Source organism: Desulfoluna sp. CLI2B (assembly GCF_056847375.1).
In genome coordinates this window covers 4,817,773-4,840,045 of sequence record NZ_CP186557.1, presented here as the reverse complement: position 1 = coordinate 4,840,045, position 22,273 = coordinate 4,817,773, and the positions used below count along the sequence as shown (strand labels likewise).

General features: G+C 59.1%; 17 protein-coding genes and 3 pseudogenes. 8 read left to right on the top strand and 12 right to left on the bottom strand.

The genetic code is table 11. From position 1 onward, the window contains the following. Positions 1-248: 248 nt before the first annotated feature. Positions 249-2,435, bottom strand: coding sequence for a glycyl radical protein (locus tag ACOYW2_RS22575; RefSeq protein WP_482771072.1), 2,187 nt, complete (start codon positions 2,433-2,435; stop codon positions 249-251). 623 nt (positions 2,436-3,058) lie between these two features. After that, positions 3,059-3,958, bottom strand: coding sequence for a glycyl-radical enzyme activating protein (locus ACOYW2_RS22570; RefSeq protein ID WP_482771071.1), 900 nt, complete (start codon positions 3,956-3,958; stop codon positions 3,059-3,061). Between the two features lie 88 nt (positions 3,959-4,046). On the opposite strand from ACOYW2_RS22570, the gene ACOYW2_RS22565 reads away from it, so the two are divergent. Next, positions 4,047-4,949, top strand: coding sequence for an alpha/beta fold hydrolase (locus tag ACOYW2_RS22565; protein ID WP_482418186.1), 903 nt, complete (start codon positions 4,047-4,049; stop codon positions 4,947-4,949). On the opposite strand, the gene ACOYW2_RS22560 is transcribed toward ACOYW2_RS22565, so the two are convergent. The 5 genes and pseudogenes from ACOYW2_RS22560 to ACOYW2_RS22540 all read right to left on the bottom strand — a co-directional run bounded on the left by ACOYW2_RS22560 (position 4,918) and on the right by ACOYW2_RS22540 (position 8,423). After that, positions 4,918-5,037 (bottom strand): AMMECR1 domain-containing protein, encoded by a 120-nt coding sequence (locus ACOYW2_RS22560; protein ID WP_482771070.1) that lies wholly within the window; start codon positions 5,035-5,037, stop codon positions 4,918-4,920. The two genes, ACOYW2_RS22565 and ACOYW2_RS22560, sit on opposite strands and share 32 nt — an antisense overlap. 49 nt (positions 5,038-5,086) lie before the next feature. Then, positions 5,087-5,506 (bottom strand): annotated as a pseudogene (gene amrA, locus ACOYW2_RS22555) (AmmeMemoRadiSam system protein A); the annotation flags it as partial. A 792-nt stretch (positions 5,507-6,298) separates the two neighbouring features. Next, on the bottom strand, positions 6,299-7,564 hold the full coding sequence (locus ACOYW2_RS22550) for a U32 family peptidase (RefSeq protein WP_482768069.1): 1,266 nt from the start codon (positions 7,562-7,564) through the stop codon (positions 6,299-6,301). Positions 7,565-7,683: 119 nt separating this feature from the next. After that, positions 7,684-7,746: pseudogene (locus ACOYW2_RS22545) on the bottom strand (hypothetical protein); the annotation flags it as partial. 284 nt (positions 7,747-8,030) lie between these two features. Further along, positions 8,031-8,423, bottom strand: a complete 393-nt coding sequence (locus tag ACOYW2_RS22540) for a hypothetical protein (RefSeq protein WP_482768068.1) — start codon at positions 8,421-8,423, stop codon at positions 8,031-8,033. A gap of 418 nt (positions 8,424-8,841) precedes the next feature. Between ACOYW2_RS22540 and ACOYW2_RS22535 the strand changes: the two genes are divergently transcribed. From ACOYW2_RS22535 to ACOYW2_RS22525, 3 genes are all read left to right on the top strand, one after another. Then, positions 8,842-10,041, top strand: a complete 1,200-nt coding sequence (locus ACOYW2_RS22535; protein ID WP_482768067.1) for a multidrug effflux MFS transporter — start codon at positions 8,842-8,844, stop codon at positions 10,039-10,041. Between the two features lie 266 nt (positions 10,042-10,307). After that, a complete protein-coding gene (locus tag ACOYW2_RS22530; RefSeq protein ID WP_482418182.1) occupies positions 10,308-10,481 on the top strand; it encodes a hypothetical protein in 174 nt (57 codons plus the stop codon). Positions 10,482-10,914: 433 nt separating this feature from the next. Beyond that, a complete protein-coding gene (locus ACOYW2_RS22525; RefSeq protein ID WP_482768066.1) occupies positions 10,915-11,586 on the top strand; it encodes an NAD(P)/FAD-dependent oxidoreductase in 672 nt (223 codons plus the stop codon). A gap of 439 nt (positions 11,587-12,025) precedes the next feature. On the opposite strand, the gene ACOYW2_RS22520 is transcribed toward ACOYW2_RS22525, so the two are convergent. Beyond that, positions 12,026-12,397: a hypothetical protein gene (locus ACOYW2_RS22520; RefSeq protein ID WP_482423812.1), complete on the bottom strand. Its 372-nt coding sequence runs from the start codon at positions 12,395-12,397 to the stop codon at positions 12,026-12,028. A gap of 179 nt (positions 12,398-12,576) precedes the next feature. After that, positions 12,577-13,806, bottom strand: a pseudogene (locus ACOYW2_RS22515) (AMP-dependent synthetase/ligase); the annotation flags it as partial. A 279-nt stretch (positions 13,807-14,085) separates the two neighbouring features. Between ACOYW2_RS22515 and ACOYW2_RS22510 the strand changes: the two are divergent. Beyond that, entirely contained in the window at positions 14,086-15,036 is a 951-nt protein-coding gene (locus tag ACOYW2_RS22510; protein WP_482768065.1) for a transposase, read from the top strand. Positions 15,037-15,293: 257 nt separating this feature from the next. On the opposite strand, the gene ACOYW2_RS22505 is transcribed toward ACOYW2_RS22510, so the two are convergent. Then, positions 15,294-16,514, bottom strand: a complete 1,221-nt coding sequence (locus ACOYW2_RS22505) for a sigma-54 interaction domain-containing protein (RefSeq protein WP_482768064.1) — start codon at positions 16,512-16,514, stop codon at positions 15,294-15,296. 541 nt (positions 16,515-17,055) lie between these two features. On the opposite strand from ACOYW2_RS22505, the gene ACOYW2_RS22500 reads away from it, so the two are divergent. The 3 genes from ACOYW2_RS22500 to ACOYW2_RS22490 all read left to right on the top strand — a co-directional run bounded on the left by ACOYW2_RS22500 (position 17,056) and on the right by ACOYW2_RS22490 (position 19,232). Further along, on the top strand, positions 17,056-17,604 hold the full coding sequence (locus ACOYW2_RS22500; protein WP_482768063.1) for a flavodoxin family protein: 549 nt from the start codon (positions 17,056-17,058) through the stop codon (positions 17,602-17,604). Positions 17,605-17,664: 60 nt separating this feature from the next. After that, on the top strand, positions 17,665-18,492 hold the full coding sequence (locus ACOYW2_RS22495) for a class I SAM-dependent methyltransferase (protein WP_482768062.1): 828 nt from the start codon (positions 17,665-17,667) through the stop codon (positions 18,490-18,492). A 185-nt stretch (positions 18,493-18,677) separates the two neighbouring features. Continuing rightward, positions 18,678-19,232 carry a gamma carbonic anhydrase family protein gene (locus tag ACOYW2_RS22490; RefSeq protein ID WP_482420110.1) on the top strand — a complete coding sequence of 185 codons (555 nt, stop codon included), beginning with the start codon at positions 18,678-18,680 and terminating at the stop codon, positions 19,230-19,232. Between the two features lie 70 nt (positions 19,233-19,302). Here ACOYW2_RS22490 and ACOYW2_RS22485 read toward each other — a convergent pair whose 3' ends face one another. Together ACOYW2_RS22485 and ACOYW2_RS22480 are read right to left on the bottom strand one after the other, a co-directional pair. Then, positions 19,303-20,199: a hypothetical protein gene (locus tag ACOYW2_RS22485; RefSeq protein ID WP_482768061.1), complete on the bottom strand. Its 897-nt coding sequence runs from the start codon at positions 20,197-20,199 to the stop codon at positions 19,303-19,305. A 732-nt stretch (positions 20,200-20,931) separates the two neighbouring features. Continuing rightward, positions 20,932-22,053 (bottom strand): DUF362 domain-containing protein, encoded by a 1,122-nt coding sequence (locus tag ACOYW2_RS22480; protein WP_482768060.1) that lies wholly within the window; start codon positions 22,051-22,053, stop codon positions 20,932-20,934. Between the last annotated feature and the right edge of the window lie 220 nt (positions 22,054-22,273).

The window sequence follows — 22,273 nt, the reverse complement described above, 5'->3', positions numbered from 1 at the left end:
GGGGACGCCTGGGGTCGCAGGGCCAACGCATTTAAAAATCGAGTTGCCTCCGGCGGGTCGCTTTTTGAAAAAAGCTCCGCAAAAATTTTCCGGTAATCAAGGCGCTTATCTGACCCAGTCCGTAAAACTCGCAGTAGAAGGCCTTTGCGCTTTGGCCCGAGGAGCGAGGGACGAAGCGCAAAGGCAACCAGCTTTCGAAGTGGCTCGCCTCGCCGCCGGAGGCCTGATTTTTCCACCCACTTTGACATTTATCCCCAGGCGTCGTGAGGGGTGCGGGCGATGATCTCCCGCTGGTGGTCGTCGTCGAGGTCCACGAAGTAGTCGCTGTAGCCTGCCACCCGCACCAGGAGGTCGCGGTGATCTTCCGGGTGTTTTCGCGCCTCCTCAAGGGTGTGCGTGTCCACGATGTTGAACTGCACGTGGTGGCCCCCCAGCCCGAAGTAGGTGCGGACCAGGCGGGTGAGGTTTTCGAGGTCGGTGTCGCTCTCCAGGAGCCGTGGCATGAAGCGCATGTTGAGCAGGGTCCCCCCGGACTTGACCTGGTCCATTTTGGCAAGGGACTTCATGACGGCCGTGGGGCCGTTTTTGTCCGCGCCGTGGGAGGGTGAGGTGCCGTCGGAGGCGGGCTGGTGTGCCTGCCGTCCGTTGGGGGTGGCCCCGAGCATCTTGCCGAAGTAGACGTGGCAGGTGGTGGAGAGCATGTTGAGGTGGTAGCGCCCCCCTTTGGTGTTGGGCCGCCCGTCGATGGCGTTGAAGAGGGAGGCGTAGACCCGCTTCATGAGGTCGTCGGCCCGGTCGTCGTCGTTTCCGAAGAAGGGGGTTTTGTTTTTGAGGGTGAGGCGCAGGGCCTCGCTCCCTTGGAAGTCGGCCTTGAGGGCCTCCACCAGGCCGGACAGGCTGCGGGTGCCCTCATACACGTGGACCTTCAGGGCCGAGAAGCTGTCGGTGACTGTTCCGATGCCGCAGCACTGGATGTAGGTGGTGTTGTAGCGGGGGCCGCCGTTGTAATAGTCTTTGCCGTTTTTTACGCAGTCGCGGATCACCGAAGAGAGAAAAGGGGCCGGTGCGTACCGGGCCACCATGCGCTCGATGGTGTTGTTGACGGCTACCTTGATGTCCACCACGGCCTTGAGCTGGGCCTCGAAGGCGCGGTAGAGGGCCTCGAAGGTGGTCAATGAGCCGGCCTTGCCGGTGGCCGGGCCCACCTGCACCCCGGTGAGGGGATCCATCCCGTTGTCCAGGGTCACCTCAAGGATCTTCGGGACGTTCAGGTACCCGGTGAGGATGTAGGCCTCCTTGCCGAAGGCACCGGTCTCGATGCAGCCGCTGGTGCCGCCTTCCCGGGCGTCTTCAACGGATTTTCCGGCCCGCACCTGTTCCATGATCACGGCATCGGCGTTGAACAGGGAGGGGTAGCCGAGTCCCTTTTTGATGACCCGTGCAGCAGCCTTGAGCAGGCGATGGGGGGTGCGATGGCTCACCTGGACGTTGCACTGGGGCTGGAGCAGGGCCAGTTCGGCGGCCACCTCCAGAAGCAGGTGCGAGACCTCGCTGGAGCCGTCTTGCCCCTCTTTTGTCAGGCCGCCGATGTTGATGTTGGTAAAATCGTTGTAGGTACCGCTCTCCAGGGCCGTCACCCCCACCTTGGGCGGGGCGGGCTGGTTGTTGAACTTGATCCAGAAGCAGCAGAGGAGCTCTTTGGCTTCCTCCCGGGTGAGGGAGCCCTGGCGCAGTTCTTTCTCGTAAAAGGGCGCCAGGTGCTGGTCCAGGTGGCCGGGGCTCATGGCGTCCCAGCCGTTGAGTTCGGTGATGGTGCCCAGGTGGACGAACCAGTACATCTGCAGGGCCTCGTGGAAGGTCTCCGGGGCATGGGCCGGGACCTTGCGGCAGATGCGGGCGATCTCCCGGAGCTCTGCCCGGCGATCTGCCTCTTCGGTGTCTGCGGCAAGGGTCTCTGCCAGCTCGGCGTGGCGCTCGGCAAAGCGGATGGAGGCCGTGCAGGCAATGGCCATGGCCCTGAGCTCTTCGGCCTTGTCTGCAGCCTCCGGGTCGGTGAGGTAGTTTAAGGTCTCTAAGGACTCCTGGATGTCGTGGCAGATCGCAAGGAGCCCTTTTTCGTAAATGAGGCCGTCCAGGGCGGTGTGGCCCGGGGCTCGCTGCTCCATGAACTCGGTGAAGAGGCCTGCTTCGTAAGCCCTGGTCCAGGCCTCGGGCACGTGGGCAAAGAGGCGGTCCCGCAGGCTGCGGCCGGTCCAGTAGGGGATCACCTCCCGTTCATAGGCGGCGATGTCCTCGGGGGCCACCCGGTATCGCGCCATGGGCCGGTCATTTAAGATGCGCAGGTCCTCGGCCGTGTGGCAGGTGAGCTCAGGAAACGTTGAGACCGCCTTGGGCGCCGGTCCCCGCTCCCCCACGATGAGCTCCCCGTCGCCCAGGTACAGGGTCTGATGCTCGCAGAGATGGGCAAAGTTTTGTCCCGCATCACCGCCGCCCGGGGGCGCCTGTGTCTGCCCGCCTCCTGCTTGTAGAACTCCGTGACAAGAAGGGCCCGCTCAATGGAGATGGACGGGGTGGCGGCAACACTTTCAGCTTTGAGTCTCCGGACGCGCGGTGTCATACAATGGTCTCCATGATGGGGGGATTTCCTTCCCGCAATCGTTTGGTTGGTACAATGAAACCAAAAAGTCTCCGGCGGGTCGCTTTTTGAAAAAAGCTCCGCAAAAACTTTTCGGTAATGAAGAAATAAGAGGGGCTATGCCCTGTAGGGACGCATCCTCAAAAAACAAAATCTGTTTGTCTAACGTTTCAAAAGTTTGGCCCCCGGCAGGGTCGCCGGAGGCAAAAATCTAAATGCGTTAACCCTGTCAACTTAATGGGCCTCTCCTGCGAAAACGGTTGCCACATATCACACATCACGCGAATGCCCCGAGACCGATGGCATTATGGCTGCCTTCATGCATTCGCCATAGGGTTTCCAGGTGCCCCCACCTGGCCGCCGGAGGCCTGGCTTTTCCACTCCCGTTAACCATAGAAGGTATATTGGCATGTGCCACCTCCCTTACCCCCCGACGTTCACCGTGAGCCCCATGCTTTCGAGGCGTGCGGCGGCTTCCACAGGTGGCCGGGCAGGGGCGATGTCTCTCCCTTCCAGGGGATAGGGGAGGGTGAGAAGGGTGTATTTGCTTGTCTGGTAGCTGTGGTAGGGCAGCAGGTGGACGGGGGGCGGATTGTCCAAACCGCTTAAAAACCGGCCCGCCCTGTTCAGGTTCTCCTCGCCGTCGGTGATGCCCGGCACCAGGGGAATCCTCACGGCAAGGGGTGTTCCGGTGCCTGCCAGGTACCTGAGGTTGGCGAGGATGCGCTGGTTGGGCACCCCGGTGAGGCGGCGGTGTGTTTCGGGATCCATGTGCTTGAGGTCGCAGAGGACCAGGTCGGCCCTGGCCGCCACATCGGCCACCACGGACCGCGGGGCGTGGCCCGAGGTGTCCACGGCTGTGTGAAGGCTCTCTTTGGCGCAGGCGGACAGGAGGGCCAGGAGAAAGTCGGGCTGGGCCAGGGGCTCGCCCCCGGAAAAGGTGACCCCGCCTCCGGACTCTTCGTAGAAGGGGCGGTCTTTGAGGAGGCGCTCCATGACCTCGTCCACGGTTGCCGTGCGGCCCACAAGTTCCCTGGCTTCGGCCGGGCAGGCCGCCACGCAGGCTCCGCAGACCCGGCAGGCGGGGGCCAGGGAGGTCTCCGGGGTGGGCGTCTGGTCCGGGCAGGCTGTGCGGCACTCCCCGCAGCCGATGCAGCGATCGGGCCGGATCAGAAGATGGATCGAGGGCAGCAGGCCTTCCGGGTTGTGGCACCAGGCGCATCGCAAGGGGCAGCCCTTGAAGGCTGCTGAGTGCCCGGTCCGTCGTGGACGGCAAAGGGTTTGATATCGAAGAGGGTTCCGGTGATTCCCATGGCCTGGTATTCCTTTTCTGAAAAGAAAAGGGTATGTTAATACAACGATTTGAAAATGGGAACCGTCAATGTCTCTTCACCGACAATCAGGAGGGCCTATGCCTGGGGTACGCCGTTTTGAGGTGGATGATGTGCTTTATCCGTTCGAGTCCCACTGGTATGAGTGGAACGGGGCGTGCATGCACTATGTGGACGAGGGAGAGGGGGTGCCTGTGGTGATGCTCCACGGCAATCCCACCTGGTCCTTTCTCTACCGAAAGGTGATCCGCAAGCTTCGGGGGCGGTGTCGGTGCATTGCCCCGGATTATCCGGGCTTCGGGTTCTCAGACCATCCCAAAGGGTACGGCTACACCCCCAGGGAGCACGCCGGGTGGGTCAAGGCGCTTCTTGGACACCTCAAGCTGGATCGTTATGTGCTGGTGATGCAGGACTGGGGCGGGCCCATCGGCCTCTCCATCGGTGTGGAGGCCCCGGAGAAGGTTGCGGGGATGCTCTTGTTGAATACCTGGTGCTGGCCGGCCCCTATGAACGCCAGGGCGTTTTCCTGGGTGATGGGGGGGCCCTTCAGGGAGTGGATGCACCAGAAGCACAATGTGTTTGCCCGCAAGGTGGTTCCCTGGGGCATTGCCGGGCCGTCCAAGCACGACCCCGACGTGATCGCAGCCTACCTCTCTCCTTTTTCCACCTACGAGTACCGAAGGGGCACCGCCGAGTTTCCCCACCAGATTCGAAAGTCCGGTGACTGGCTGGCTTCCATCGAGAAGCGGCTGAAGCTCCTGAGGGGGGTGCCCAAGGAGATGGTCTGGGCCATGAAGGACCCCGCCTTCGGCAGCAACAAGTATATTTACCGATGGCGGACCTATTTCCCGGATATCTTCACCGTACGGGTGGACAACGCCTCCCACTATCTTCAGGAGGACTGCCCCGAGACCATTGTCGACTCCCTGGAGCGGGTGCTTGAGGACGCCGCTACTCGTGAAAGTGCTGAACCTGGTACGTAAAGACGTCAAGGCCGGGCTCCCGCCAGGCTGTCCTGGAGAGGCCGGCCTTGAGGCAAAGCTGGGAAAGAAACGCCTCGGGGCTGGGAATCTGGTCCCATACCTGGGGAAGAAAAAGTACTTTTCCACGCGCCGCCTTTTTTTATGAGGACCCCGTCAAGGCCGGTGCGAAGGCACGTGAGCAGGGTTTCCGGGGTCGTGAATTCCAGGGGCTCCGGCTCGGTGAGGAGGCTCAGCTCGATGTGGAGCTCATCAAATTCCCCGGCCTCCACCGGGTTGAAGCGCTGATCGCGAAAGGCTGCGGCATAGGTGTTTTCCCGGACCGACTCCCGGAGGGTGGTGACGGGCAAAAGGGTGCCGATGCATCCCCGGAGAAGCCCCTGGCGGGTCAGGGTCACGAAGGTGGCCTGCCTGCGCTCAAGGGACGGGTGGTCGATGCTTGGTTCTTCGTCCGCTGTGTCCCAGGGAATCCGAAGGGCTTCGGCCAGGGTCTTGCGGGCCAGCTTGAGCAGGGCCGTGCCCTGGTGTCGGTCGAGGTGCGGGCTGCCGTGGTCGGTCATGGGGCCTCCTCATATGCAGGGGGAACAGGCAATGGGTTACGGGGTGCGCCTTGATGCTTCAGGCGGTGCCTTCAGCAACGAGTCGTGCAAAGTGCGCATAGCTTCGGTCAAAGGTCTTGTGCCTCCGGGGGAAAAGAACAGGTGGTGAAGCTGGTTTTTGCCCCGGTGGCGTGGCCGCTGACGCACTGGCAGCAGGCGCCTTTTTTGTCGCAGTCGTAGGACAGGGGCAGTTGGCGCGGTTTTTTTCCAGGGTGCAGTCCATGGGTGTCTCCAGTTCAGCATCATGGGTGATGACTAAAAATAAGGTAACGATTCAGCTTATGCCTCCGGCGGCCCTGCCGGGGGCCAAACTTTTGAAACGTTTGACAAACAGGTTTTAAACCATCATTTCAAGGCTCCGCCCAAACAATCCAGGCACATTCGCAAGTATCAGGAACGTTTTTTGCTGAGCTTTTTTTCAAAAAAGCGACCCGCCGGAGGCAAACGACAGCAGAACAGATACCGAGTTGGTTTATATGCCTCCGGCAGCTCTGCCGGAGGCATTTTTTCCTAAAGCAGCCGGATGTTCCAGTTCCACTCTCCGGGGCGTTTTTTGAGCTTTACGCCTTTGGGAATGGGCTCGTGCATGGTACCAGCCAGACTTGAGTTCTGCGGACTTGTCCGTGATGTCCACCCGCCAGTTGGGGTAGAGCCAGTGGTTCTCCCCGTGTTTGGCCACCCAGGACTCTTCGCCTTTGGGGCTGGCAAAGGCGTCGTGGGGGTTGAGGTCCGGTGTCAGGGTCCGGGCGAGGGTCAGGGGGAGAACCCGGCCACCACCACGCCCGAGGGAAGGGGAGAGGCCTTGGCCAGGTCCCTGAAATCTTCCCGTGAGAGCTCCGGAGAGGCCATGACCCCTGTGAACCCACGCTGTTTCAGGGATTCTGCTGCCAGGGCGTTGGCGATGTTGCAAAAGGGGCCCGCCCAGAGGTGGAGCCCTTTTCGTTTGGCCTCGGGAAAGAGGGCCATCTGCCAGGGGGCGCCCAGGACAAAGTGTTTGGCGCCGAAGTTGATGAGGCGCCGGACCAGGGCCGCGTACTCCTTCTCCTCATCGGGCCAGATGACGGGGGAGAGCCACCACCAGCGGTTGCCCACGCCCCCTTTGCGGGTTTTGGGCACGGCTTTTTCCGAGACCCAGGTGGCCTTTTCCGTGTTTTTGGGGCCGTGTCTGTCCTCCCGGAAGAGGTAGAGGGTGGTGGCGCGGGGCGCTTTTTTCGGCCTGTGGCGCATCACCTTGGGAGTCGCGCCGTGGTGGCGGTCACCGGTCGGGAGAGCGGTCGTTCTGGCCAGCTCGGCGATGGCGTCTTTGAGCCCTTTTTCCCGGCGGTCGATGAGAAAGACCGGGGTTCCCTTGGGGGGGATGCGCTCTTTCTGGGGCGCGATGTGGAACTTCCCTTTTTTGGGGACGCTTGCTTTGACGCGGCGGATGAGGTGGCCCCGTTCGTCTTCGTAGCCGATGCGCAGGAGGTCGCCGGGGAGCAGGGGCTCCCTGGGGCTGAACCAGGGGGCTTTAAAGGAGCCCTGGAGCCTGCCGAGCATGAGGCCGGAGCCGGTCTGGGCCTTGACGTCCACGGGGTTGTAGGGGCGGTGGGGCAGGAAGTTGTAGTGGGTGCCGGAACGTCCCAGGGCCAGCTCCAGGAGGGCCTGGGCGTTTTTCTTGGTCTTGGGATCCTTGCCGTTGTCCCGCAGCATTTTATAGGCCAGGGTGGTGTAGTAGACGTAGTGGGGGCCTTTTTTGCGACCCTCGATTTTCCAGGTGGTGACCTGGGGGATGTCCAGGAGCACCTTGACCAGGGTGTCCAGGGAGAGATCCTGGCAGGAGAAGAAACGCTCGTTTTTGTGTCCCTGCTTGTAGACCCGCCTGCAGGGCTGGACGCACCGCCCCCTCAGGCCGCTTTTGCCGCCCATGTAGCTGCTCCAGTAGCAGCGCCCCGACACCCCGTAGCACAGGGCGCCGTGGATGAAGACCTCCAGGTCCACGCCTTTGGGCACGGCCTCGGCAGCGGCTTTGATCTCTTCCACGTTGAGCTCACGGGGCAGGACGATGCGGTTGGCGCCTGTGGCTTCGATGGCCTCTGAAAAACCCTGGAGACGTTGGCCAGGGTGGAGAGGTGGAGCTCCCCTTTGAACCCGGCGGCTTCGGCCAGGGCCGGGATGGCCGGGTCCGCAAAGATGATGGCATCGGGGTTGACGATGCGGGCCATTTTTTCCAGCTGGCTCAGGGCGCGCTCCAGCTCGTGCTCCTTGAGCATGGTGTTCATGGTGACGTACACTTCGGCGTTTTTCTGGTGGGCCAGGCGGGTCAGGGCACCCAGCTCTTCCATGGCGAAGTTGTCTGCCTCCATGCGGGCGGAGAAGCTCTTCAGGCCGCAGTACGGCTCGGCGGCCAGGGCAGCCAGAAAAGCGTTTGTAGCCTTGCCGCGGGGGCCAGGATTTTCGGGGGGGTATGGGCAATGCCGTTTTCCGGCATGGTGCTACTCACGTCGTCTTATGGTTCGCGGCGGTTTTGTCCCCGCAATGAAAACGCCCCAGGCCGGTGAAAAAAGGGCCGATGAGGCGTAGCGGCGCTGCCGGCGGGTGCATGCATCCGGAATATGGGTGTTTCGGTATGACAGCAGGGGAGACCGGGGTGTGCCGTGAATTTTTTGTGGCCACCACCATGGGGGAACACAACAGTCACCAAGATATCAAATTTGAAGGTAAAGTAAACAGCTTCGATGCCCGGTGGCAGGGGCAACGCATTTAAAAAATCAGTTGCCTCCGGCGGGTCGCTTTTTGAAAAAAGCTCCGCAAAAATTTTCCGGTGATCAAGGCGCTTATCTTCAGCCCCGCAGAGTGCTGAAGATAAGCGCCTTGATAAATTAAAAAGAAAGAGGGTCATACCCTTCTCTGGGACGCATCCTCAAAAAACAAAACCTGTTTGTCAAACGTTTCAAAAGTTTGGCCCCCGGCAGGGCCGCCGGAGGCAAAAATCTAAATGCGTTAACCCTGTGCCCGGTGGGTGTCCCGTTTTCGTGGGGTTTTCCCGGTTAAAGTCAGACGAATTCCAACGGCCTGCCATGGCATGTCCAGACGAGTGACACAGGCCTCTTCTGCAACACCGGTTGCCATGTGCCACACATCACGCGAGTGCCCCGAAAGCGTGTGTAAAGCGATAGCCTCCGTGCTTTCGCCAAAGGGTTTCCAGGTGCCCCACCTTGAAGGCGGAGAGCCTGTTTGAGCAGACTCGTGACCTGGAAACATGGTGCAGAGCGCCATAGGTCCTTGACTGCACGGGAGATCACGACTAAGGAGGGGTGATGCAACAGACACATTCCCCCACACGGACCGTGATGACCCTGGCGGCCCTGTCCGCCATTGCCGCTTTTTCCATCGACACCTATATCCCTGCCATCCCCACCATGGCCCGGGCCCTGTCGGCCCCCATTCACAAGGTGGAGCTTTCCATCAGCACTTTTTTTATCGGGTATGCCCTGGGGCAGCTGTTCGGCGGGCCGCTGTCCGATCGTCTGGGGCGCAGGCGGGTGGCTCTCATGGGGCTTTCGTTTTTCCTGGCGGCCAGCTTTCTGCTGATTTTTTCAAAGAGCGTCTGGCAGCTCCTGGCCCTTCGTACTCTCCAGGCCGTGGGGGGCGGATTTGCCACGGTGGTGGCAGGGGCAACGGTGCGGGATCTTTACGAGGGCAGGGAGGGGGCGCGCATGATGTCCCTGGTCCAGTCCGTCACCATGGGAGCGCCCCTGGTGGCCCCGGCCGTGGGCACGGCCCTTCTCGCCGGATTCTCCTGGCACGCCATTTTCCTTTTTCTCTGCGGCTACGCCCTGTTTCTCATGGCTGTGTTGACCCGGCATTACCCCGGGGAGGGGCGCCCTGCTCCGCATACCGAGGCCATGAGCCCCAGGGCTGTGGCGCGTCAGTATGCCGGTGTCCTCCTTCACCCTGTCTCGCCTCTTTTCATGCTGGTACACACCTTTGGTTGCGGGGGGCTGTATGCGTTTTTAACGGAGTCGGCCTTCATGTACATGGGGTATTTTCATGTGTCCAAGGAGCTGTTCCCTGTTCTTTTCAGCTCAGGGGTGGGGGTGGTGATCCTTTTGGCCCGTCTCAACGCGCGCCTGGTCCGGCGGGTTCATCCCATGGACCTTCTGACCTGCGGGATCCTTTTGCAGGTGGTGTGCGGAACGGCCCTGGCCATCCAGGCCACCTTTTTTGTCCCAGTTCTCTGGGTGACGGTGGGGCTGAATCTTTTTTTTATCGGCTCCCTGGGCCTTGTCATGGGAAACACCGTGTCCGGGAACCTGCAGTATTTTCCGGAAAAAAGCGGCACCGCCCATGCCCTCATGGGGGTGGTCAACTGCCTGGGGGGCGCGGTGGCCGGTATCACCGTGAGCCATTTCCACGACGGCAGCCTGCGCCCCCTGGCCTGGGTGATGTGCGTGAGTGCCCTGTGTGCCTTCGGGGCCCTCGGGGTGCTGCGACGGCGGGTGAGGCGCCTGGGGTGAGGGTGTGTCTTTTTTATACGGGTTGCGGGGCAGAGTGGGGCAATGTGTATCGGTACGGCGTGGGTGCTGGTTTTTCTTTACACAGTGTCGCAATTTTATGAGACATGTCTGCATGATGTCCCGATGGGACGGTAAGAACGGGGCAGGGAAGTGGCGCGCAATGCCCTAAAAACAGGGGTTGTTGTCTTTTTTATTTTATTTGGCACGTATTCTGCATATTTCTCGATGGTACAACGCATCATTAACCCCATATACGGAGGTGAGGCATGAACGCCATCGAATCACGAACGACCCGATATGAAGAATCCCTGGAAGAGGTGACCCTGGAAGCTGTGGTTGCCGCTGTAAGCGACTCCATCGAGCCCGGTGAAGAGGCCATCATTGCCCATGTGGTAAACCGCATCCTGCGCCAGGCAAGTGCCGAGGCCGTGGGCAGGTGACGCCGGCGGACGGGAGAATGTCCTCCCGGCCCAGCCGTTTATCCAACCATGACGTTTGATTTTTCAAGCAAAATTATATAAAACCCCTTTGATCCGTGATGTCGTGTCATGATCAAAGCGCCGGGCCTCGTTGATCCACTGGACATCGGGGCTTTTTGCGGGGCACAGGCCCATGCCCGGGCAGTGGCGCACCCCGTGATGCGGGACCGCGAGGCACCCATTCGCAGTTTGAGCGAGGCCGTTGAACAGGCAGGATAGATTTTCCGTGGAGAGATCCCGGGTTCCCTGGCAGGAGCTTCATTCGGAGAGAGACACCGGGTGGGGCAGGGACCGTGACGCTCTTCGATGACGCAGCCGGATGGCATCCGATTGCCCTGCCGATATTATTTTCATACCCCAACTGATTTAAGTCCATAATATAGGGATACCTTTCATGACAAACCAGAAGAATTCCATTGTTCGCCAGAGAGACAAAGAGACCTATGCCGTGGTTCCCCACGTACCCTGCGGAGTGGTCACCCCCGACACCCTCAGGAAGATCGCCGATGTCTCAGAAAAGTACGATGCCGCAGCCCTGAAGATCACCAGCGCCGCCCGTATCGCCATCGTGGGTCTCAAAGAGGACGACGTGCCCAAGGCCTGGGACGACCTGGCCATGGTCCCCGGCCAGGCCGTGGGCAAGGTGGTACGAAGCGTCAAGGCCTGTCCCGGCACCACCTTCTGCGCCATGGCCAAGCAGGATGCTTTGACCATCGGCATGGCCCTGGATGAGAAGTACCACGGCATGGAGCTGCCCAGCAAAACCAAGATGAGTGTGTCGGGCTGCAAGAACCAGTGTGCGGAAAACTGCATCAAGGACGCCTCCCTGGCCGGAACCAAAGATGGCTGGACCCTCATGGCCGGTGGTGTGGGCACGGGCCGCCCGCGCCTGGCTGATATCATCGCCGAGGACCTCGACACCGAGGAGGCTCTGGCCATGTTCGATCGCCTCATCGAATACTACAAAGAGAACGCCAACAAGGCCGAGCGTATGGGCCGCATGATCGACCGCATCGGCCTGGACGTTGTCAAGGCCGCGGTGGCCGGTGAAAAGGCAGCCGCCTAAGCTGACCGCACCTTTCCGGACATCTTTCAGGATGTAAAAAACCCTTTCCCCGCTTGCGGGGAAAGGGTTTTTTTTATGGTTTTTTATGGGGACAGGTTCTTTTTAAACGTGCCAGTTTCTTGGGTTGAAACAAACGATACGGACACTCTCAATGGGCATGTCGCCGCGATTAAGTGCGTGGAACGGGGGGGGCGGCATGCAGCTTTTGAGGGTGCTCCCCTTGCTGTCGGAGGCCGTGCGGTTCAATCCATAATGGGCACGTTGCCACGACGTACCCTGTTACGTCGAAGCTTGTAAGCCAGCCCGCACAAGCCCTCAACGTTCATGTCGGGCGCAGCCCGAGCCGAAGGCCATTGCGATTTTCCCTGAGGAACGAAGGGCAAATCGCAATGGCAATGAGCTTTCGAGGTGGCTCACCTCGCCGCCGGAGGCTTTCTGGTTACGATGCCTTCAGGCGGGGCTCTGCGTACATGGCCTCAATGGTGTCGGCATAGCGCTGCAGGATGACTTTTCGCTTGAGCTTGGAGGTGGGGGTGAGTTCTCCTGCTGCCTGGGTCAATTCGGCGGGAAGGAGGGTGAACCGCTTGATTTTTTCGACGCGTCCAAGGTGCCGGGTGTGGTGGTCGATGCGTTCCCTGTAGAAGCCGATGACCTCCGGGTGGGCCACAAGCTCTTTTCGGGAGAGCCCCTGGAGTCCCAGGATATCGGCAAGGGCGTCAAGCATGGGGAAGGAGGGGACCACAAGGGCCGAGATGTAGGGCTTGCCGTCACCCACGGCCACGGCCTGTTCCACGTAGAGATCCTCTTTGATGGCGGTTTCGATGGTTTGGGGAGAGATGTTTTTGCCCCCGGCGGTGATGAGGATCTCTTTGATGCGGTCGGTGACCCGGATGTATCCTTTATCCGTGATTTCGCCGATGTCTCCGGTCTTGAACCATTCGTCCCGGGTCGGGCCCTCACTGATACTTCGGGGTTGTTCCAGTAGCCTTTCATAAGGGACGGACTCTTGGCCTGGAGCTCTCCGTCTTCGGCAATGCGGACCTGCATGAGGGGGATGGGCTTGCCACTGGTGCCGAAACCGATGTCTTCCGGGGTGCAGACGCAGATGGGAAAGATCTCCGTTAGGCCATAGCCCACCCCCAGGCGGATGCCTGCGTTGACAAAGAACTGGTTGATTTCCGGGTTCAGGGCGGCTCCACCGGCGTGGAAGAATTTGGCGCGCCCTCCCACTACCTCTCGGATTTTCGAGAGGACCAAGCAGTCTGCCAGGGCGTACTTCAGGGTGAGGAATCGATCGGGCTGCCCCTTGGCGTTGGTGATCCTGTGGTATTCACCACCGGTCCGTATGGCCCAGTGGAAGAGGTTTTTTCTGAGGTTGGGGGCCTTTTGCACGCCGTCCTGAATGGTGCCGTAGATTTTTTCCCAGACCCTGGGGACGCTCACCATGTAGTGGGGCCTCACCTCGGCAAAGAACTCCTTTACCTGGTGGGTGTCGTGGCAGTAGTGGTTTTCGGCTCCCCGGGAGAGCATGAACCAGGTCCAGCTCCTTTCGAAGACGTGGCTCAGGGGGAGAAAAGCAAAGGAGACGTCGGTGGGTTCCACGGGCATGGGGTACCCCGTGCCATACAGGGATGCGAGGATATTCTCGTGGGTGAGCATGGCTCCTTTGGGCGGGCCCGTGGTGCCGGAGGTGTAGATCAGGGTGTAGAGATCCGAGGCGGCGGCTTCCTCCAGACGTTTTTCGTGCTCTTTTTCGGCGTCTTCTTGGTGGTCAAGGGCGATAAACTCGGCAAACGAGAAGCTTTGGGTGCCCTCTTTGAGCTGTACAGAGGCAGAGAAAGCCACAAGAACCTCAAGGCCCTGGTTTTGTTTCTGCACTTCAAGGGCCTTGTCGTATTGCTCCTGGTCGTTGACAAAGAGGACTTTGATGCCCGCGTCTTTCACGATGTAGGCCGTTTCATCCGCCGAGTTGGTCGGGTAGACAGGCACTGTTACCCCTCTGACGGAGAGGATCGCCAGGTCGGCCAGGGTCCAGGCCGCACGGTTTTGTGAAAAAATTCCCACCCGGTCCCCCACCTTGACGCCGCAGGAGATGAGCGCCCTGCCCAGGCTGTCGGCCATTTTGCCCATCTCGTCCCAGGTCACCGATTCCCAGGGCCCGTCGGCCCTGTCCTTCAAGGCCACTTTGCTGCCATATCTGGGGATGCGTCTTCGGATCATTCGGGCGATGTGTTGCTCTTGCTGAAGGAAAGCCTGGAACTCAGCGGGATGGTTCGATGTCATGGGGCTGCCTCTTCTTTGATAAGTGATGTAATCATCGTTTTATTGGTAGAACATGATTATATCAAACAGGGCAAAGGATCAAGGCCCCGATAACTTCCAAATGCCGGGGACAGGTTATTTTTTTCTGGACTTTCTAAGGTGTTGCATGCGAAAGTTGTCGGGCGGGTAACATCCTCTAATGCATTTCTATTTAATCTTGCTGTGCAAACATTGTGAATGGCCAGAAAGGAGAACGCGATGCCTCGGATTCCTCGTATGGTCGTAACGGACCCCGGTCAAAAGGTTGCATATCATGTGATCAGCAGAACTGCTCTGGATGGGCTTCCCTTCAAACAAGTTGAGAAAGATGAACTGGTGCGAATTATCCAGCGTTATTCGGCGGTATATGCCGTGGATGCTGTGGGTTACGCCATCATGGGGTCGCATTTTCATCTCCTCGTGGTGGTGACGCCTGGTGAGATGGTCTCCGACGAGGAGGTGGTGCGGCGTTATCATCTTCTCTACGGTGAGGGCACCGGTTTTCCGGAAGCGCAATTGGGCGAATTCCGGAAACGGTTTACCAGCCTGTCTGCATACATCAAAGACATCAAGCAGACCTTTTCTATCTTTTACAACAAACGGAAGAAGCGAAAAGGAACCTTGTGGGGCGAGCGGTTCAAAAGCGTCATTGTTCAGGAGGGGAATGCGCTGATCAATTGCCTGGCGTATATCGATTTGAACGCCGTGCGCGCAGGGATCGTCAAGCGACCGGAGGCATACAGGTGGTGTTCCATCGGGTACCGGATGCAAACCGGAAACCGGGAGGGGTTTCTTTCATCAGGTCTGGGGACCCCTGAGTTCGGGGGCGCTGACCCTGCAGCGCAACTTCAAAGCTACCGCGAGTTTCTGTATCACATGGGGGCCATAGAAAAGAGAGGTAAGGCTAAAATTTCACAAAAGATCCTGGATAAAGAGACCTCCGCGGGCTTTAAGTTGCCTCAGGCTGCTCGGTTTATGTGTCGGTCCCGGTACTTTACGGATTCGGGAATCATCGGTTCTCGCGCGTTTGTGGAAACAACCTACGGCCTGTTCAAGGGTCGTTATCAGACAAGACGGGAGAAAATTCCTGAAGCCGTCGAAGGCATTGAGGGGTTGTTCTCTTTGAAGCGGCTTGCGGGTACCTCCTGAGTCGCCACTACCCGGGGGCCGCACACAATACGCCCAATACGAATTTTTGATGACGAGGAAAAAGAACCTGTCCCCTTTAAAATTTCTTTTTAGAATCAGTGAATCAGGGTTGGTGGTATGGGATCCCCCATCGTTTCATTCGTTGCTTCCAGACGGCGGTCGACGTCGCTCGTGCGGCCTCGGCCTTGTTCCGTTGGGGCTCCATGGAGGCGAGCTGTCAGCAGTCCCGGGTCAGGGGCCGGAAGGGAGGGGTGGTTCTACGGCAGTGCTGATCTGGTAAGTGTCCTCGATTCCAGGGGTAGGTGGTCCGGGAGGATGGTGCGGGCGTTGCACAGCACAAAGGCATGCTCGATGGCATTTTCCAGTTCCCGCACATTGCCCGGCCAGTGGTGGTCCAGGAGCCTCTGCATGGCCGTGGGGGATATCTTTTGGATGTTTTTGTCCGTTTCGGCGTTCAATCGGTGACAGAAATGTCGCACCAGCAGGGGGATGTCGGTTTTTCGCTCCCGCAACGGGGGGACGCCGATGGGGAAGACCTTAAGGCGGTAGTAGAGATCCTCCCTGAATTTTCCCTCTTTCACAAGGGCATACAGGTTCCGGTGGGTTGCGGTGATGACCCGGATGTCCAGGCTTCGCTGCCGGGACTCCCCGATGCGCTCGATGGTGCGTTCCTGAAGGACCCTGAGGAGCTTGACCTGCACCAGGGGGCTCAGCTCGCCGATTTCGTCGAGGAACACCGTGCCGTGGTTTGCTTTTTCCAGGCGGCCGACCCGGTCGGTGGAGGCCCCTGTAAAGGCACCTTTGGCGTGGCCGAAGAGCTCGCTCTCCAGAAGGGACTCCGACAGGGCCGAGCAATTGACGATGACAAAGGGCCCTCTGGCCCGTTCGGAGTTGTAGTGGATCGCCCCTGCCACCAGCTCTTTACCGGTGCCGCTCTCCCCCTGGATCAGGATGGTGGCCTGGCTTGCCGCCGTGGCCTTGATGGCCATGAACACCGCCTGCATGCAGTCGCTCTTTCCGATGATCCGGTCCAGCCGGTGGCGATCCTCAAGTCGTCTGGTGGCCTCCTCTAAGGTCGTGCGGGCCTTTTCCAGCTTTGTGAGATCTGTGATGGCCTCCACGATCCCGATCACCTTTCCGTTTTCATCTTTGACCGCCGTGGCGTTTTTGATGGCCGGGATGTCGTGGCCGTCTTTGTGTTTGAGAAAACACTCCCGGGCACCGGTGATGCTTCCTTCCAGAATGCCGCAGCGGGTCGGGTCTCCGGTTCCCAGAACACCAAGGCAATTGGAGATCTTCAGGGTCCCGCAGGTTTTGCCGATGGCCTCATCCGCGGAAAAGCCGGTGATCTGCTCCATGGATTTGCTCCAGAAGGTGATGTGTCCGGTGATGTCCAGGGTGAATACCCCGTCGGCGATGGTGTCGATGATCTGTTTCAAGGCCGGGTGGTCGTTCATTTCGCGGAGTAAAGTCTTCACGTCAACGCTCCTGGTTCTGGCAGAAAAGAGATGGAAAGGAGACCGGGCTGTTCACGTGGGGATCGCAGAGTACCCGACAGGCCGAAACGTTAACCCACATGGTACGCTTTGGCATGGCTTCATGCAAGGAATTCCCATTGTTTTGGTTACTCTGGGAAAATCGAGTTAACGGTTTTTGGCGGTGGGTTAACGATTGTCTTGTTGGAAGTTAACGTAAACCTATGCTTTTCTCAGCTCCTTTCCACAGAAGATGGTTTTTTTGCAGTGCTTTGTTCTGTGTTTTTTAAACCTGTCCCCCAACGAATCACTCAAGTAATAACCTGATAGCTATTGTGTCGATTCTCTTTTAAGGCTCTTTTATCACAGTGTATATCAGTCTTGCCTCCAGGCAAACTTCGCCGAAGCCTATTCTGTTTTGAATTCAAGAATAAAGAACCTGTCCCCTTATGTGGCACATGCGTTGCAATGTGCCATGGGGAACAAAGAGCTGGTGTGGTTATTGATTCTGATTGTCGTTTAGCGCACTGCAAAGGAGATACCGATGAAATCCCTTATCCTCTACGATTCAATGGGGGGCAACACCGCCCTCGTCGCCGAGACCATTGAAAAGGCCCTTAGGGCCCGGGCCATGGCCACTGATCTGGTCAAAGTGGATAAAGACCTTGATATCGACATCTTTGATTACGACCTGGTCTTTATCGGGTCCCCTGTCATCGACTGGTTGCCCACCAAACCCCTGATGGATTTTGTGAAACGGAAAATGAAGGCCTACGCAAGGCAAGGTGCGGTCAAGCCCTCGTCTCCCCTGTTGCCCGGGAAATTCGGCGTCAGCTTCGGGACCTTTGCCGGGCCCCATATCGGTGAGAAGGAGGCCCTGCCCATGACCATGTGGCTTAACTCCTTTCTTGAGCATCTGGGCTACGCCGCCCTGGACCAGTGGCTTGTGGTGGGCAGGCACCACCACAACAAGGAGATCAACCGGAACGGCCGTCTGGGAAATATCGAGGACCGGCCCAATGGCGCCGACCTGGCCGTTGTCGAGCACAAGGTGGGAGGCCTCGTGGACTCATTGAGCGCCTGGTGTGCATGAACGTACAGGCAGGGGCATCGGCGGAACCTGTCCCTGCACAAAAAACGAAGGAGGACAGCCATGACAGTCATCAAATCAAAAACGCCCAGGGAGTACTGGGATGATAAGGCCGATTTTTTTGCTTCGGATGAGCGGAGGCAAAAAAATCGGCGCATGACAGACCTCTATGAGACTAGCTGCTGGCGGTATATCGAGCCGGTGCTGCCCCCAAAGGAGGGCAGCCTCATTCTGGAGGCAGGGTGCGGCACAGGGCGGTGGGTCTATCACCTGGCCCCCATGGGGTACCGGATGGAGCTCCTGGATTTCTCAGCCGAGATGATCCAGCACGCCGAAACCCATGTTGCCCGTCAGGGGCTGGGGGGGCATGTGCTCGGGTATCACGTTCGGGACCTCTGTGATATGAGCGCCCTGCCGGACGACGGCTACGATCTGGTCCTTGCTTTGGGCATGCCCCTGTCCCTGTGCAGCGACCCTGTAAAAGCCGCGGGAGAAATGTTCAGGATCGTCAGGCCGGGGGGGCATGTGGTGTGCGATGCCATGAATCGCTATCGCACGGCCCTGGACATGGCCCGGAAAAAGAACATGACCGAAATGTTCAATGCCTTGAACACGGGGCGTGTGGTGGCAGACTCCGGGCAGACCCACCATTGCTTCAGCCCGGATGAGCTTGTGTCGCTTTTTGCGGGCCAGGGGTTCGAGGCCTGCCGCACCGCAGCCATCACCCCGTTTTTCGATGTGCCCCCCTCTCCTGAGCAGGTGGCTATCCTGGACGACGACACCCTGTTCAATCAGGTATCCAACATTTTTCAGGCCGTGTCGGAAGACCCAGGGGTCATGGCAGTGTCGAGCAGGCTCCTGATCGTGGGCCAGAAACAGGGCCCGGTGTGAGTATGCAGCAGGGGACAGGTTCATGTATCACGGCATGCTTTTTGTTGATCTGACGAGAGAACTATGTTTCTTTGGTCCTGCAGGTGGAAAGGCGACGCCTTTGCACCTGTCTGGATTCCATGCGTGCGGCAGCATGAAGTCAGCAGACTGCAACCCATTGAGTTCTATAATGTTAAGGAGTCCCAATGCTCTACAAATTCGACGGAAAACAGCCCTCCGTGGGAAAAAACACCTACGTCAGTGAGCTGGCCAGCGTCATCGGAGACGTGGTGATCGGCGACAATTGCTACATCGGTCACGGGGCCATTGTCAGGGGGGATTACGGCAGGATTGAGATCGGCGACGGCACTGCCGTGGAAGAGGGCGTGATCATTCACGCTCCCCCCGGTGCGGTCAATCGCATCGGAATTCGCGTGACCCTGGGCCATAACGCTGTGATCCACGGCAAGTCCATCGGGGACGGTGCCGTCATCGGCATGGGGGCTGTGCTGAGCATTCTCTCGGACGTGGGCACGGGCGCCATCGTCGCCGAAGGGGGCATCGTCAAGGCGAACCAGTGCATCCCGGACCATGTGGTTGCCGCGGGAAACCCGGCAAAGGTGATCCGCGAGGTGTCGGCCGATGACAAGGCCCTCTGGGACTTCGGCAAGCAGATCTACATCGATCTGGCCCAGAAATACCTGGATGAAGGGATGGAGCCGGTGGGGCAAGGTGAAACCCCGTCTGCTTCCGTGGGCTAACCGTGGGCTGCACTATTTGTCATTATTCAGCTCAAAAAAGCGACCCGCCGGAGGCAACGGACTCGTTAGATTATTTTTTGTCCGCGTCCTTTACCTGCCAGTGCCCGTCGGAGTCTAAGCAGATCGTTCGGACGTTTGTCTCCTTTTTACCGGATCTGGGCTTGAGGTCGAACTGAAGGTCGACACAGGAGGTTCCGTCTTCATTAAAGGCCCGTACCAAAGAGACCTTGCCGCTGTTCTTAGACTTGCGGTTGGACCACTCAACGGATTGAAGGTCCAGGTTTTGAAGCAGGGTGGTGGCGGCTTCCACCACTTTTTCCTCATCCTCCGGGGTGATCCCCTTGGAGGAAAACAGAGAGCCGGAGATGCTTTTACCCGCATCTTTGAGGAGCCTGTACGGCGAGGTGATGACCCCTTTGAAGACACCGGTGACGGCATCCTGGGAGGCCCTGCCCACGATGGTCTGGGCTTCGGCCACAATGGCTTCCACCCGGGTGAGGATTCCCGGGATGTCCTTGCGAATGGCCTCGGCCTCCTCAAGGGCTTTGTCGACCCGTGGCAGGACCTCATCCATCTGATCGGTGACGGTGTTCACGGTTTCATTGATGAGGGGGAGCTGCTTTTCCAGCTCTGCGACCTGGGCCTGGATGGCATCGACCCGGGTCAGGATGGAGGGCAACGCCTCACGGAGTTGCTCCACCTCGGAGAGAATCGGCGGAATGGTTTCCCGGATTTTGCCCACTTCCGTGAGGATGGGGGGCACGGTCTCCCTGACCTTTCCCACCTCTGTTACGATGGGGGGGATCTCTTCGGTGATCAAAGGAATGGTTGCCACGATGTCGTCGACCCGGGTCAACACCCCGGGCACTTCCCGGGCGACGACTTGGATGCTGTACGCCAGCCAGGCAAGGGATCCCGCCAAAAGGGCAATGGACAAGGCCAGGGCGGCTGAGAAGATGTTTTTCATGGGGAACCTTTTGGTTTGTTTTTCTGTAGCAATTCAGTTTGCTTCGGGCGGGTCGCTTTTTGAAAAAAGCTCCGCAAAAACGTCCCAGTAGCATCGCCTTCTGCCGCCCAGACCCAACGGGTCTGGGCGGCAGAAGGCGATGATAGCGCCCCGGTGAAAAGCCGTCGGCTTTCCGAGAATGTTCGGCCATTCTGAGGCCTTCGCAAGGCCTGTTTGGCAAACATTCTTGTCCCGCTGCAGCCCTTGGCGAAGGCGGATGAAACGTATGCCCCCCGGCAGGGTCACCGGAGTTCTTTCGGTTAACGTCAAGCTCGTCCCAAGTGCCCTTTATCGTGTTTCCAGAAAAATGAAATGGGCCTCTCCTGCAAATACGACTGCCGCATGTCACACACCACGCGAATGCCCCGAAAGCGGTTGCATGATGTCTGCCGCCGTGCATTCGCCATAGGGTTTCAAAGCGCCCCCACTTTGCCGCCGGAGTTATTCCGGTTAAAGTCAAGCGAATTGCAAAAGCCCTTCATCGTGATTCCTGAAGAATGAAATAGGCCTCTTCAGCATAAGCGGTTGCCCCATGTCATACATCACGCGAATGCCTTGTGAGCATTCGTATAACAGCGACCTCCATGTATTCGCCATAGGGTTTCAAGGTGCCCCCACCTTGCCGCCGGAGGCTTGTTTTTTTACGCACTTTAACCGTAGAAGGCTGTTTTGGGTTCAGAATAGTTCCGTTTTTTAAAGCACCCGATCCACAAGCTGTTTGCCCTTCTGGAGCCATGTCCCGAGGCGGGTGTCTACGGCTTCCAGGGCCGCATGGGGGCAGACCTCCACGCAGCAGTAGCACCGGATGCACGTTTCAAGGTCGAAGGCCACGGCCTCGGGGGTTTCGGAGATGGCGTTTACCGGGCAGTAGGTGAGGCAGTGGTTGCACTTCTGGCAGGCGGCCGGGTTCACCACGGGGCGTTGGACCATGTGTTTCCGGATGAGGTGCTTGAGAAACGCGGGGCCGAAGGTCACCGGGCTCTGGGTCGGGAGCTTAAAGTCCTTGAAGACGGCCTCGGGCACAGGCAAAGGCGGCATGTCCGTTAAGAGCCCTGAAGTCAGGGCCGCGGCCAGGGTGGGCAGGGTCTCGGGGGCAAGACCTGCCATGTGGGCGCAGGTGGCGTCCACCTCGTGAACGTGTGACCCGGCCACGAGAAAGCCCATGGGCCTTGGGGTTCCGCTCTTACCGGGGCCCTGGCCTTCCAGGCCCGTGACAGCGTCCACCAGGGTGACCGTGGGCCGAACCGCTTCGGCGATGCCCACCAGGAGTTTTGCGAACTGTTCTCTCTGGATCCCGGCCCGTGCGTGCCATCTGGGTTTTTCAAACCCCACCACGCACCCGAAGAGGTTTTTGACCCCCAGGGTTAATGTCATCATGGCGTGGGTCTTGAACTTGGGCAGGTTGATGACCATGGGGGTCTCCAGGGCCTCTTGGGCCAGGCCGATGGTGCCGAAGGGCGCCCCGATATCCACCGGCGCCGCCGTCTCGAATCCCCGCACCTCAACAGCCATTCCCTTAAGCGCGTCTTCGAATCCCCCCATCCTCCAGATTTTTGCCACGCTCCCCACGGCAGGGCTGTCTGCGATGAAGGGCCGTGCCCCGCGGTCCAGTACCCATGCGGCCGTGGCCCGCACCACCAATGGGTGGGTGAGGATGGCCTTGTCCGGCGGGGCTGCCAGCAGGAGGTTGGGCTTGATGAGGACCTCTTCGCAGGCACTCGGGGCCTTGGGCATGTGCCGGTCCAGGAGGTCTCCCACCTGGCGGGTGAGCAGGGCCTGGTCATAGGCGGATGCGACAATCTCTGGGGTGGTCATGGGCCCTCCGGGGGTGAGTGGTCAATGTTGGGTCACGGGCTTGGAGCATGTATACCGGTAAGGCAGCATCAAAAAAGACCGATGCCACGGTCATGTCCCGCCGTTGTTGTGTACCACAGACACCGTCTAAGGGAAAAAAGGTTTCGTTTGGGGGCCGCACCTTTGCACCACACCTCCGTTTATCGCCGTTATTATATAAAATAGGTTATGAAATGTTGAC